The 13,374-nt window shown below is 65.0% G+C and carries 11 protein-coding genes; 6 read left to right on the top strand and 5 right to left on the bottom strand.

Annotation, left to right across the window (positions count from 1 at the left end; translation table 11 throughout):
- Positions 1-49: 49 nt before the first annotated feature.
- Positions 50-667 carry a TetR/AcrR family transcriptional regulator gene (locus G5V65_RS01930; RefSeq protein ID WP_165046724.1) on the bottom strand — a complete coding sequence of 206 codons (618 nt, stop codon included), beginning with the start codon at positions 665-667 and terminating at the stop codon, positions 50-52.
- A gap of 141 nt (positions 668-808) precedes the next feature.
- On the opposite strand from G5V65_RS01930, the gene G5V65_RS01935 reads away from it, so the two are divergent.
- Genes G5V65_RS01935 through speB form a run of 6 tightly spaced genes read left to right on the top strand, consistent with a single transcriptional unit; the run spans position 809 to position 6,160 of the window.
- Positions 809-1,837 carry a polyamine ABC transporter substrate-binding protein gene (locus G5V65_RS01935; RefSeq protein WP_241250402.1) on the top strand — a complete coding sequence of 343 codons (1,029 nt, stop codon included), beginning with the start codon at positions 809-811 and terminating at the stop codon, positions 1,835-1,837.
- A 4-nt stretch (positions 1,838-1,841) separates the two neighbouring features.
- Positions 1,842-2,696: an ABC transporter permease gene (locus tag G5V65_RS01940; RefSeq protein WP_343162808.1), complete on the top strand. Its 855-nt coding sequence runs from the start codon at positions 1,842-1,844 to the stop codon at positions 2,694-2,696.
- Positions 2,697-2,698: 2 nt separating this feature from the next.
- Positions 2,699-3,466, top strand: coding sequence for an ABC transporter permease (locus G5V65_RS01945; RefSeq protein ID WP_165046726.1), 768 nt, complete (start codon positions 2,699-2,701; stop codon positions 3,464-3,466).
- On the top strand, positions 3,463-4,461 hold the full coding sequence (locus G5V65_RS22915; RefSeq protein ID WP_165046727.1) for an ABC transporter ATP-binding protein: 999 nt from the start codon (positions 3,463-3,465) through the stop codon (positions 4,459-4,461). The genes G5V65_RS01945 and G5V65_RS22915 overlap by 4 nt, the downstream gene beginning before the upstream one ends.
- A complete protein-coding gene (locus tag G5V65_RS01955) occupies positions 4,458-5,189 on the top strand; it encodes an MBL fold metallo-hydrolase (protein ID WP_241250403.1) in 732 nt (243 codons plus the stop codon). The genes G5V65_RS22915 and G5V65_RS01955 overlap by 4 nt, the downstream gene beginning before the upstream one ends.
- On the top strand, positions 5,186-6,160 hold the full coding sequence (gene speB / locus G5V65_RS01960; RefSeq protein ID WP_165046728.1) for an agmatinase: 975 nt from the start codon (positions 5,186-5,188) through the stop codon (positions 6,158-6,160). The genes G5V65_RS01955 and speB overlap by 4 nt, the downstream gene beginning before the upstream one ends.
- A 63-nt stretch (positions 6,161-6,223) precedes the next feature.
- On the opposite strand, the gene G5V65_RS01965 is transcribed toward speB, so the two are convergent.
- The 4 genes from G5V65_RS01965 to G5V65_RS01980 all read right to left on the bottom strand — a co-directional run bounded on the left by G5V65_RS01965 (position 6,224) and on the right by G5V65_RS01980 (position 13,342).
- Positions 6,224-9,496, bottom strand: a complete 3,273-nt coding sequence (locus tag G5V65_RS01965; protein WP_165046729.1) for an efflux RND transporter permease subunit — start codon at positions 9,494-9,496, stop codon at positions 6,224-6,226.
- A 14-nt stretch (positions 9,497-9,510) separates the two neighbouring features.
- Positions 9,511-10,674, bottom strand: coding sequence for an efflux RND transporter periplasmic adaptor subunit (locus G5V65_RS01970; protein ID WP_165046730.1), 1,164 nt, complete (start codon positions 10,672-10,674; stop codon positions 9,511-9,513).
- The gene (locus tag G5V65_RS01975) at positions 10,675-11,298 is read right to left on the bottom strand and encodes a TetR/AcrR family transcriptional regulator (RefSeq protein ID WP_206526621.1); all 624 of its coding nucleotides are present in this window, start codon (positions 11,296-11,298) and stop codon (positions 10,675-10,677) included.
- 691 nt (positions 11,299-11,989) lie between these two features.
- Positions 11,990-13,342: a hypothetical protein gene (locus G5V65_RS01980; protein WP_165046731.1), complete on the bottom strand. Its 1,353-nt coding sequence runs from the start codon at positions 13,340-13,342 to the stop codon at positions 11,990-11,992.
- Positions 13,343-13,374: the final 32 nt, after the last annotated feature.

A 13,374-nucleotide genomic window follows, 5' to 3' on the forward strand; every position in this document is an offset into this window, starting at 1 on the left:
TGTGATCGGGGAAAGGTAGGCGCGTCGGGTGTCGGGCGTAAAGGGCGGGTCAGCCCCGGCGCAGCATTTCCGCCAAGGCCCGGTTCTGGCGGGTGGTGCGGGCATGCAGCGTGGCGAGGGGCATGGCGTCCTGCTTCACATATTCGATGAACATCTGGTTCAGGTTGTTGAAGATGACCTGCCCCATGGCCTGGGCATCCACGCCAGCCCGGGCATAGCCCAGCGCCTGAAGCCGGGCGATCAGATCGCAGACCTGGGCGGCGAGCTTGCTGTCGAGTTCGGTATAGCGGGCAGAGAAGGGGGTTTCGGGGGCCTCGATCGACAGGGCCATGGCGGTGCGCCACATCTCTTTCGACAGGTAGATCAGGGAGTGGTCGTAGTAGATGCCGATCAGCGCGGCGAGGGCATCGGCAATGTCGGAGGGTGGGTTTTCGACGATGGCGTGGCCGGATTCAAGCACCTCTTCCACCTCCATCGAGACGATGGCGAGGAGGAGGTCGCCCTTGTTCGTGAAGTAGTTGTAGAGCGTGCCGACCGAGACCTCGGCCGCCTGGGCGATGTCTTCGATCCGGATCGCGCCATAGCCGCGGTCGCGGAAAAGCCGCGAGGCCGCCTCGAGGATGCGGCGCGTGCGGTCTGCCTTCTGTTTCTCGCGCAGTCCAGCCATCGGTTCCGTTCACGAATTGCCCGAATTTTGACATTGACTTCAAAAATGAACGAACTCAATTCTTTTCAACATCGCGCCGACGAGAAGCGCAGACCGAAGCCCGACATGGAGACGACAATGGCCCTGAAAGCGATCCTTCCGATGACCGCAGCCACCCTTGCTGCGATGTCCTGCCCCGGTCTTGCGCAGGAGTTGAATGCGCTGGTGTGGTGCGATCATACCGATCCCGCGCTGATCGAACCCTTTGAAGAGAAGTTCGGGGTGAAGGTGAACCTGAAGGAATATGAGGGCACCGCGGCGGGGCTGGCGATCCTTGACCAGTCGCAACCCGGGGATTGGGATGTGCTGGTCATCGACGCGGTGGATGTGGGCCGTGCGGTGGAGGCGGGGTATCTGGCCGAGTTGCCGGCTGACCAGTTGCCGACGCAGAATTTCTTTCCCGAGCTGGTGATGGCCGAGAACAACATGGTGGATGGCAAGACCTATGCCGTGACCGAGAAGTTCGGCTACAACACGATCTCCTATGACAAGACCAAGGTTGATCCCGCGGACATGGAGGACATGGCCAGCCTGACCAGCGGGAAATATGACGGACGGATCGGGATCTATGACTATTATCTGCCGGTGCTGGGCCTTGTGGCGCTGGGACAGGGGATCAACACCGCCGATATCACGCCCGACACGCTAGGCAGCCTGAAGGATCCGCTGATGGCGCTGCGGGCGGCATCGAAGCAGGTGTCGGACGTGGTTTCGGCGCAGACGGCGCTGGCCACGGGCGAGGTGGATATCGTCGTGGGCGGGGGGGAATGGCTGACGGCGGTGCTGGCCGCCGACAACCCCAACCTGGACTGGACGATCCCGAAGCAGGGCGGGCTGCGCTGGGCGCAGTCGATCGGGGTGGTGGCCGGGTCCACCCAGCCGGATCTGGCGCTGGAATTCGTGAAATACATCGTCTCGCCCGAGGGGCAGGCGAAGCTGGCGACGAGTTCCTGCTATTGGGGGATGCCCGCGAATGCCAAGACGGGCGATGCCCTGTCGATGGAACAGCGCGCGATCCTGCGCTGGCAGGAGCAGCCCGATTTCCTGAAGCGCGCGCAGCTTTACCCGATCCCGGATGCCGCGCTGGATACGGCGATGCAGGATCTGTGGACCGAAATGCTGAACCAGTGACGCCGTGACATTGGCGGCGGCGGAACGGCGGATGGGTTGGGGCCTTGTGGCCCCTGCCCTGCTTTGGACGGCAGCCTTTTTCGTGCTGCCCTTTGCCGCCATGGTGGCGCTGTCTTTCGCGCATATGGAAGGGCGCGAGGTGGTGCGGGGTTTTGATCCCGGCAATTACATCCGCATCTTCACCGACTGGACGATGCTGAAGGCCCTGTTGAACAGCCTTGAGATCACGGTGGTTGTTACGGTGGTTTCGGTGGTGCTGGCCTGGCCCTTGGCGGCGATCATCGCCTTTCGGGTGCCCGCGCGGTGGCAGCGATTGGCGTTGCTGCTGGCGGTGCTGCCGTTCTGGACATCCTATGTGGTGCGGTCCTATGCGTGGCTTCTGGTGCTGGGGCAGAACGGGGTGGTGAACAAGGCGCTTTTGTCGCTGGGGCTGATTGCCGAGCCGCTGGAGATTGCTGCAACCCGGGTGGCGACGGTGATCGGCTTCGTGCATTTCTTCGTGATGCTGCTGACGCTGACGATCTATGCGAACCTTATCCAGCTATCGCCGAACTATGCCCGCGCGGCGGCGGATCTTGGGGCGGGGCGGTGGCAGACCTTCCGGCATGTGATCCTGCCGCTGACATTGCCGGGGGTGGTGACGGGGGCCTTTCTGACATTCGTGCTGTGCATCGGGGATTACATCACGCCACAGATTTTGGGCGGGAATGCGGAACTGACGCTGCCGCAACTGATCATGCTGCAACTGGGGAGAAGCGGGAATTTCCCGCTGGCCTCGGCCCTGTCGGTGGTGCTGATGGCGGTGGTGACGCTGGCCTATTTCGCAAGCAGCCGATGGCTGCGGCTGGATCGGGTGTAGCGATGCGCGCGTTGTCATGGGCCTATCTGGCGGTTGCCTATGCCTTTGTGTTCCTGCCGGTGGTGGTGCTGGTGGCCTTTTCCTTTCAGGATGGCCGCTTGCCCGTGCCGCCCTTTCAGGGCTTTACGCTGGAGTGGTATGGCCGTGTTCTGGGTGAGCGTGACCTGATGGAAGCGCTGCTGAATTCGGCGCTGGTGGCGGGGATTTCGTCACTGATCGCGCTGACTTTGGGGTTTCTGGCGGCGCATGCGCTGGCGCGGGTGCGGCTGCCGGGATCGGTGCTGATGCGGGGCGTGCTGATCGCGCCGATGACGGTGAATTACCTGATCATCGCGCTGGGATTGCTGACGGTGTTCAATCAGGCCGGGGTGCGGCTGTCGCTGTGGACGGCGGGGGTGGGGCATGTGGTGATCAACCTGCCCCTGTGTTTCGCCATCACCTATGCGGCGATGGGGGATCATCAGAGAAACGCCGAACGGGCGGCGCGTGACCTTGGCGCGCCGGAATGGAAGGTGTTGGCCCTGGTATCGGCGCCGATGCTGGCGGCGCCGCTGGCGGCGGCCTTTTTCCTGTCGGTCACGTTCAGTTGGGACGAATTCATCATCGCCTTCCTGCTGACGCGGTTCGACGTGACCTTGCCGGTGGAGATCTGGTCGATGCTGCGGTCGGGCATTTCGCCCGCGACCAACGCGGTGGGGTCGCTGGTGTTTCTGGTTTCCGTGACGCTGGTGGTCCTGCTGGAGGTTTTCGTGTTCCGGAGGACGAAATGACGGCCGGTGTATCCATCCGCGCGGTGACGCAGCGCTATGGCAGCGCACTGGCGCTGGATGCCGTCGATCTGGAGATCGCGGCAGGGGAATTCGTCGTGCTGCTCGGCCCGTCAGGATGCGGCAAGACCACGCTTCTGAACATCATCGGCGGGTTTGCCGAACCCACGTCCGGCAGCGTCCTGATCGGCGGGCGGGACATGGGGGGCGTCGCCCCGAAGGATCGGCCGACGACGACGGTGTTTCAGGATTACGCGCTGTTTCCGCATATGACGCTGGCCGAGAATGTGGGGTTCGGGCTGCGGATGCGGGGGGTGGCGCGCGCGGCGCGGGATGCCAAGGCCGAGGAGATGCTGGCGCTGGTGGGGCTTGCGGGGCGCGGTGCGCGGCGGCCGCATGAGCTGAGCGGCGGGCAGCGGCAGCGGGTGGCGCTGGCGCGGGCCCTGGCGGTGGAGCCGGATGTGCTGCTGCTGGACGAGCCCTTGGGGGCGCTGGACCTGAAGCTGCGGCGGGCGATGCAGGATGAGTTGAAGGCGATCCAGCGGCGGGTGGGGACGACCTTTGTCCATGTGACGCATGATCAGGAAGAGGCGATGGCGATTGCCGACCGGATCGTGGTGATGAATGGTGGCAGGATCGCGGATCAGGGTCCGCCAAGGGAGGTGTATCTGCGCCCGAAAAGCCTGTTTTCGGCGGGGTTCATGGGCGAGGTGAACAAGGTTCCCGTGAAGGGCGGCGCGGCGGAATTTGGCCCGGTGGCGGTGCCGGACGGGGTGCTGTGCATCCGGCCGGAGGCGATTTCGGAGGGGGGCCCGCTGCGGCTGGGCCCCTGCCGGGTGGTGGAGACGGTGTTCTTTGGCACGCATCTGCGGGCGCATGTGGCGCCGGTGGCTGCACCCGGGTTGCGGCTGGTGGTGCATCTGCCGCAGAGGGCAGAAGTGGCTGTGGGGGCGGTGATGGATCTGGGGGCCACGGATTTCGTGGTGCTGGAGGCATGATGGAACGGATGGGGCCGGGGGATTGGTGGCGCGTGCGGCCGGTGGGCGATGGCGTCACCTGGATCGACGAGCCGCATGTGCGGGAATTCTATCGCTGCAACGTCTGGCATGTGCGGGGGCGGGACCGCGACATGCTGGTGGATAGCGGGATGGGTGTGGTCAGCCTGCGGCAATGGGTGCCGGTGGTGACAGAGCGGCCACTTGAGGCGGTGGCGAGCCATACGCATTTTGACCATGTGGGATGCCATCACGAATTCCCCTGCCGATCCTGCCACGGGGCAGAGGCGCATCTGCTGCGCGCGCCGACGCGCGAGAACACCTTTGCCGACAAATATGTGACGGATGACATCTTCACCGCGCTGCCGCCTGATCCTTACCAATCGTCCACCTATGCGGTGCAGGCCGCGCCTGCGACGCGGCTCTTGTGGGATGGGGATGTGGTCGATCTGGGCGACCGGCAGTTCGAGGTGATCCACACGCCCGGCCATTCGCCGGGGGGGATCGCGCTGTGGGAGGCGGCGACGGGCGTGCTGTTTTCGGGCGACATCGTCTATGATGGCGATTTGATCGAGGGGACGAGCGCGCAGGAGCAGGCACAATACATCGCGTCCATGGAACGGCTTCTGGCGCTGCCGGTGCGGGTGGTGCATGGCGGGCATTTCCCAAGCTATTCGGGGGAACGGCATCACGCGATCATCCGGGACTGGCTGAAAGGAAAAGGCCGATGAAGGTGTTCAACCAACCGCTGGGCGGGAACGAGATGGCGCGATTCGGTGGGCCTGCCACGATGATGCGCCTGCCTGCGGCGGCATCGCCCGAGGGGCTGGATGTGGGGTTCATCGGGATACCGATGGATCATGGCACCTCCAACCGCTCTGGCACGCGGCTGGGGCCGCGTCAGATCAGGGACGAAAGCCGGATGCTGCGCCCCTATAACATGGCGACGGGGGCGGCGCCGTTCGATCACCTGCAGGTGGCCGATCTGGGCGACGTGGCGATCAACACCTTTGATCTGAAGAAGACGGTGGACATCATCACCGACCATTACCGCAAGGTTCTGGCCCATGACGTGATCCCGCTGACGCTGGGGGGCGATCATACGCTGACATGGCCCATCCTGCGCGCGATGAAGGAGAAGTACGGGCCGGTCGCGCTGATCCATATCGACGCCCATGCCGACATCAACGAACACATGTTCGGCGAGACGGTGGCGCATGGATGCCCGTTCCGCCGGGCGTGGGAGGATGAATGCCTGATCAACGACCGCGTGTTCCAGATCGGGCTGCGTGGCACGGGCTATGCGGCGGATGATTTCGACTGGGCGCGCAGGCAGGGCTGGACGGTGGTGCAGGCCGAGGAATGCTGGGGCAAATCGCTGGTGCGGTTGATGGAGATCGTGCGCGAACGGATCGGGGAACTGCCGGTCTATATCAGCTATGACATCGACAGCCTTGACCCCGCCTTCGCGCCGGGAACGGGGACGGTGGAGCCGGGGGGCCTGTCCACCTGGCAGGCGCTGGAGATCATCCGGGGCTGCGCGGGGCTGAACATCGTGGGGGGCGATCTGGTGGAAGTGTCGCCGCCCTATGATCCTTCGGGCAATACCGCGCTGATCGGGGCGAACCTTCTGTATGAGATGCTTTGCGTGCTGCCGGGGGTGCCGCAGCATCCGTCGCGGTTTTCAGGGCTGACGTTTTAGGGGGGTGCGCGCAGAGCGCATAGCTTAGGCGAAAGGCCCGGGGTGCGAACCCCGGGCCTTTTCCTATTCCGCGACGTGCAGCGTGGGTGCGCCGCGCGTCGGCGGCCTGCCATCGAGACGGGCTTCGAGCGCGTCGATCCGTTGGGCCAAGACATGGGCGGGCGGATCTTCGGGTTCGGCTTCCTTGGGGCCGATGAACCGGCTGAACAGGCGCGTGATCAGGCGCGACAGATCATCCATGATCAGGAAGAAGGCCGGCACGATCACCAGCGACAGCACCGTTGATACGATGATGCCGCCGATCACCGCGGTGGCCATGGGCGCGCGGAAGGAGCCGCCTTCGCCCACGCCCAGCGCCGAGGGCAGCATGCCCGCCGACATGGCGATGGACGTCATCACGATGGGCCTTGCCCGCTTGTGCCCGGCCTCGATCACGGCGGCATAGCGCGTCATGCCCTGATTGCGCATCTCGATCGCGAAGTCGATCAGGAGGATGGCGTTCTTCGTGACGATGCCCATCAGCATCAGGATGCCGATCAGCACGGGCATGGACAGGGCGGAGTTGGTGAGGATCAGCGCCGCCGCCACCCCGCCGATGGCAAGGGGAAGCGAGAGGAGGATGGTGAAGGGCTGGATCACCGATTTGAAGAGCAGGATCAGCACCGTCAGCACCAGCATCAGGCCCATGATCATGGCATTGCCGAAGGCGGCCATGAGTTCCTGCTGCACCTCGGCATCGCCGGCCTCTTGCACGCGGACGCCGGGGGGCAGTTCGACGCTGGCGATCAACTCGTTGAAGCGCGCGGTCGCGGTGCCCAGCGCCACGCCGACGGGAAGGTTCGCGCCGATTGTGGCGCGGCGTTCGCGGTTGAGGCGATCCACCATCGAAGGCCCTTCGGCGATGGCGATGTCGGCCACGGCCGAAAGCGGCACGGCGGCGCCCGTGGCGGTTGTCAGCTTGAGCGCGCCGATGCGGCCCAGATCCTCGCGGCTGGCATTGTTCAGGCGGACGCGGACCGGGATCAGGCGATTGTCGATGGACAGTTTCGCCAAAGCCGCGTCGACATCGCCGATGGTGGCCACGCGGACCACTTCGGCGATCTGGGCGGTGGTGATGCCCAGGCGCGCGGCTTCGTTCGCGCGGGGGGTGATCTGGATTTCGGGCCGGGGAAGCGCCCCTTCCGAGGCGACATTGGCCAGCAGCGGATCGCCGGAGAGCGCCTCTTCGAGGCGGGCGACGGCGGTGTTCAGATCGGCTTCGTTGTCGGCAAGGATCGAGAAGGACAGATCGCGTTCGCCCCTGTCGTTCAGCTTGAAGGCCCGCACATCGGGAACGAGGGCCAGCTTTTCGAAGATCTGCGCCTCGATCACGTTCTGCGGCACGGTGCGGCCGGTGTTTTCCACATCGGGCACGATGGCCCCGAGGAGCGGCACGCCATTCACGATCTGCGAGAGTTTCAGAAGCAGCGAGTGATCCAGACGGGTGAGCAGCACCGTCACCGAGGCGCGGCGGATGTCGCGGTCGCCGGTCGGCGAGGAGCCGACGAGGACGAAGACATTGTCGACCCATTCCACCTGCTGGATGGCCTTGACCATGGCCTGGGTGGTGCGGTCGGTTTCTTCCAGCGTGGTGCCGGGGGGCAGTTCGACCGAGATCGGGATACGGCTGACATCTTCGGGCGGGATGAAGCTGCCCGGAACCTTGAGCATGAAGTGGACAGAGACGGCCAGAACGGCAATCGCGCCCAGCATCGTGAGGTAGCGGGCCGGGATCCGGAGGAAGCTACCGGAGGTGGTGGCACTGACAAGGCGGAGATAGCCCTTCATGATGGGGCCGTCTTCGTGGTGGTCTTCCTCGGCGTCCTTGGCGCGCATGAGGTAGGCGGCCATCATCGGCGTGATCAGGCGCGCGACGATCAGCGAAAAGATCACGGCGATGGCGACAGTCAGGCCGAATTGCCGGAAATACTGGCCCGGGATGCCCGGCATGAAGGAAACGGGCACGAAGACGGCCACGATGGTGGCCGATGTCGCGATGACGGCGAGGCCGATCTCATCGGCGGCGTCGATGGCGGCGCGGTAGGGTGACTTGCCCATGCGGATGTGGCGGGCGATATTCTCCACCTCGACGATGGCGTCATCGACGAGGATGCCGGTGGCCAGGGTGATGGCGAGGAAGCTGACGAGGTTCAGCGAGAAGCCCAGCAGATCCATCACGTAGAAGGTAGGAATGGCCGAAAGCGGCAGCGCCATGGCCGAGATCAGCGTCGCGCGCCAGTTCTTGAGGAAGGCCAGAACCACCAGAACCGCGAGAAGCGCCCCTTCGATCAGCGTGTGCAGGGCGGATTCGTAGTTGCCGTAGGTGTAGAAGACGGTTTCATCGACAAGCTTGATCTGCACCTCGGGATGATCGACGCGCAGGTCATCCAGCTGGGCATTCACCGTTTCGGCGACGGACACTTCGGATGCGCCCTTCGCGCGGAAGACCGCGAAGGTGACCACCTGTTCGCCGTTCAGACGCGAGAGCGAGCGGAGTTCTTCATAGGTGTCGCTCACCTGGCCCAGTTCCGACAGGCGGACATGGCGGCCGGAGGGCAGCGCGATGGTGGTGTTGGAGAGGTTTTCCACCGTCCGTGCATCGCCCAGCGTGCGGATGGCCTGTTCCCCTGCCCCGAGTTCGGACCGGCCCGAGCCGAGATTGGCATTGGTGGCGCGCAACTGGCCATTCACCGCGCTGGCCGTGATACCGTAGCTGTCAAGCTTGACGGGATCGAGTTCGATGCGGATCTCGCGATCCGCCCCGCCGTAACGATCCACCCGGCCGATACCGGCGCGGCCCTGCAGGCTGCGGATCACGGTATCGTCGACGAACCAGGACAGTTCCTCGATCGTCATGTCGGGGGCGCTGACGGCAAAGGTCATGATGGCCTGGCCCTCGACGTCGATCCGGCTGACGACAGGGGCCTCGATCGAGCCGGGCAGATCGCCGCGGATCTGGTCGATGGCATCCTTGGTATCCTGAACCGCCTTGTCGGTGGGCACCTCCATCCGGAATTCGACGACCGTGGTGGAAACCCCGTCGGTCACCGTGGAGATGACGTTCTTGACGCCGGTAATCCCGGCGACGGCATCTTCGATTTCCTTGGTGATCTGCGTTTCCATCTCGGCCGGGGCGGCACCGGACTGGTTCACCGTGACGGCGACAAGCGGGACGTCGATATTCGGAAAGCGGGTGATGGGCAGGGTGTTGAAGCTTTGCCAGCCCAGGACCAGCAGAAGGACAAAGGCCAGAAGCGGCGCGACCGGGTTTCGGATGGACCAGGCGGAAAAGTTCATGGCGGATCCCCTGATCAGTTGGTGGCGGCGACGACGGGATTGATGCGGTCGCCATCGCGGACGAAGGCACCGGCCTTTGTCACCACCATGTCGCCCTCTGCCAGGCCCTCGGCGATTTCCACCCAGCCGCCATCGCGGATGCCTGTCTTGACCTGGATTCGCCGGACCTCTCCGCCCGTCACCTTCATCACCGTCGCGCCTTCGGGGGAGGATCCGACGGCGGTGACGGGAACGGCGATGGTTTCGCGCTGGGCCACCAAAATTTCGGCATCCATGAACATCCCGGCGCGGACGCCTTCGGGATTGTCGATGGTGATGCGCGCGCGGCCAAGGCGCGTGGTCGTGTCGATAGTGGGTTCGACAAGGCGCACAGATCCGGCAAGCCGGTCGGGCGCGCCGACGGCGACCATGCTGACGGTCTGGCCGGAGGCGAGGCGCATCAGATCAATCTCGGCCACATCGGCAGAGAGTTCCAGCGCGGCGTCGCGGATCATGGTGAACATCGGCTGACCGGCCGCCGAGGCGATGGAGCCGACAACCGCGTTGCGGTGGGTGATTTCGCCCGCGACCGGGGCCTTCACCTCGGTCCGGGACAGTTGCAGATCGACATTGGCGAGCTGCGCCTCGACCAGGGCAAGCTGGGCGCGGGCCGCTTCGAGCGACTGGGTCGCGACGGTGACACGGGCCGTTGCGGCGATGGCATTGGCGCTGGCCTGATCGGCCGCGGCCTGAGAGGCGGTTCCCTGGGCCTTGAGCGCGGCGGTGCGTTCATTGACGCGCTGCGCCTCGTCCGCGGCGGCGTTCGCCTCGAGCAGCTGCGCCTCGGCCTGGGCGATGGTGGCCCGGGCGGAGGCGAGGGAGGCGAGATACTGGCTTTTCTGAAGTTCCAGCGTCGTCTTGGACAGGGTGGCGAGGGTCTGGCCCGCCGTGACCCGGTCGCCCACATCGGCGAGAAGGGTTTCGATGGGCTGACCTTCGATCAGGGGGGCGACCTGCACCTCTTCCACGGGGTTCACGAGGCCCGAGACGATGACCCTGTCCTGCAGCATCCGTGATTCCACGGTCGATACGGTGATGGCGGGAAGGATGGGTGACGTGGCCTCTGCGGCCGTGTCATCGGCGGCGTGAACCGGGGCGGCGAGGGCAATCAGAACAGGGACAAGGAACGCAAGACGCATTTACTGACCTTTCGGGCCGTCGACTTCGATTTCATCGAGGACGTGGTTGAGTGTACGGCTGATGAGCGCCACCAGATCAGGGCCGGTGTGATGCGCCTGGGCGCGATGAATGGAACTGGCCTTGATCATCATCACGAGAAGGCTGGCATGGGGGCCATAGCGCAGACGCGCCTCTTCGGCCGAAATACCCCGGACGCGCGCGAAGACGATGGTCAGATAGCGCGTGATCTCGGTTTCCATCTGAAGCGTGATCTCGGCGACTTCGGGCTTGCGCAGGGAGGCGGCCATCATCTCGGCCCAGATGCGGCCTTCGGTGGCGCAGCATTCCCCCTCGATCCGATGCTGAAGCGCGCGGCGCAGGGTGATCATCGGATCAGGGCTTTCGATGATCTGGCTGAATTCCTGTTCGACTTCGGTCAGGTCGCGGGTCACGAGGGCGGCGACGATGGCGGCCTTGGAGGGGAAGTAACGGTAGAAGTTCCCCACGCTCATGCCGCAGGCGCGGGCGAGATCCTGCATCGAGGCCCCGTCGAACCCCTTTTCGGCAAAAGCCTGACGCACGCCGTCGAGAATCTCGACGGTGCGGTGTTCAGTCTGGGGGGGGATGCGATCGGTCTGGGTCAAGTGTCCGGCTTCTTGTCTGGCAGCTGCGAATGAACGTTCATTCACACATACGTCGACGCTGGCATCCGTCAAGGAATTTCTCTTGGAGACAGGGCCCGAAAGGCCATTTTCGGCGGCAGATCCGGAATTTTGATCACAGGATGGGCAGGGTGCGGGGGCGGCGTTTCGGCCCTGGAGGTTAAATCTATCTGCGGTTGTTTTATGGCGTTGCGAACTATCGCGCCGCGCCAGATCGGGGCCTGCAACCCCGTGATACCGGACGATTTTCCCGGCTCTGCTCCGGCGATCACCCCCGGTCTGGCGTGAGGTGGGGATAGGGAAAATGTCCAGTTTGCGGCCAAAATGTTGCCGCTTTGCCACAAGTTTGGCAAAAGCGCGGCAAGATTATGTGAAATTTTGGTCAGAAGGCCCCGCCAGACCGGGATTCGGCCGCCTTGGGACCCGCTGAGTCCGAAAACCGGGGATCGCGCAAGCGATTCGTTTCAAGATTCAGGAACACTGTTCGGATTTTCTCAACAGTTGGCAACTTCAGGTTGTGAATTTTTCCACGAGAATACCGCCGGGCGTGAAATGTGGCGCAATTCAGGGGGGAAAGTGACGTCAAAAAGGCGAAAATTTGACCGAATGGCGGCTCTGGCGTTAACGAAAGTTAATTACAGGCATCCGTTTGGATGTTTGGCGATTCAGGAGTTCAGTCATGAAAAATCGTCGTTCTCGCTACATTCCCAGCAAGCGTATGGTCAGTGGTTTCGGGTCTGCCTTCATTCTCATGGGCACCCTGTTCATCCTTCCGCAGACGGCCGGCGCGCAGGTCCGGTCGATCAACCTGCCCGAGGACATGTGCGATATCCTGAACGAAAGGCCCCTGGATCAGGCGCTGCTGGCGCAGATCCGGAACCGGCCCGATTTCGTCGACATCCTGGAATATGTGGAAGAAACCTGCGGCGCGCTCGGCGGACAGCTGATCGGCCCGACCGGCGCGATCCCGGCGGCGGGCGGGAACCCCGGCAATGACAATCCGACGCAAGGCCCGGGCAACCCGGGTGGCGGTGGCGCACCGGGCGGCGGCGGTGATGGCGGCGACGGTGGTGATGGCGGTGACGGCGGTGACGGCGGTGACGGCGGTGACGGCGGTGACGGCGGTGACGGCGGTGACGGCGGTGACGGCGGTGATAACGGCGGGCCTGGCGGTGGCAATGGCGGACCTGGCGGCGACAACGGTGGTCCCGGTGGCGCCGGTGGTGCCGGCGGTGCCGGTGGCAATGGTGGCCCCGGCGGCGGCAACGGCGGACCTGGCGGTGGCAATGGTGGCCCCGGCGGTAACGGCGGACCTGGTGGCGGCAATGGTGGCCCCGGCGGCGGTAACGGCGGACCTGGCGGTGGCAATGGTGGCCCCGGCGGCGGTAACGGCGGACCTGGTGGCGGCAATGGTGGCCCCGGCGGTAACGGCGGACCTGGCGGTGGCAATGGTGGCCCCGGCGGTAACGGCGGACCTGGCGGTGGCAATGGTGGCCCCGGCGGCGGTAACGGCGGGCCTGGTGGCGGCAATGGTGGCCCCGGCGGTGGTAACGGCGGGCCTGGTGGCGGCAACGGTGGCCCCGGCGGTAACGGCGGTCCTGGCGGTGGCAACGGTGGCCCCGGCGGTGGCAACGGCGGACCTGGCGGTGGCAACGGTGGCCCCGGCGGTAACGGCGGACCTGGCGGTGGCAATGGTGGCCCCGGCGGTGGCAACGGCGGACCTGGCGGTGGCAATGGTGGCCCCGGCGGTGGCAACGGCGGACCTGGCGGTGGCAACGGTGGCCCCGGCGGCGGTAACGGCGGACCTGGCGGCGGCAATGGTGGCCCCGGCGGTAACGGCGGACCTGGTGGCGGCAAGGGTGGCCCCGGCGGTAACGGCGGACCCGGCGGTGGTGATGGTCACGGCCATGGCGGCGGCAAGGGTGGCGACGGCAAAGGTGGCGACGGCAAGGGTGGTGACGGCAAGGGTGGCGACGGCAAGGTCGAAACCGGCGAGAAGTAAGCCCTCGCTTCGGAAGAATGGCAAAGGCCCGCACATCGTGCGGGCCTTCTGCTTTT

The sequence above is a fragment of the Paragemmobacter kunshanensis genome (assembly GCF_011059185.1).
Lineage (GTDB): Bacteria > Pseudomonadota > Alphaproteobacteria > Rhodobacterales > Rhodobacteraceae > Paragemmobacter > Paragemmobacter kunshanensis.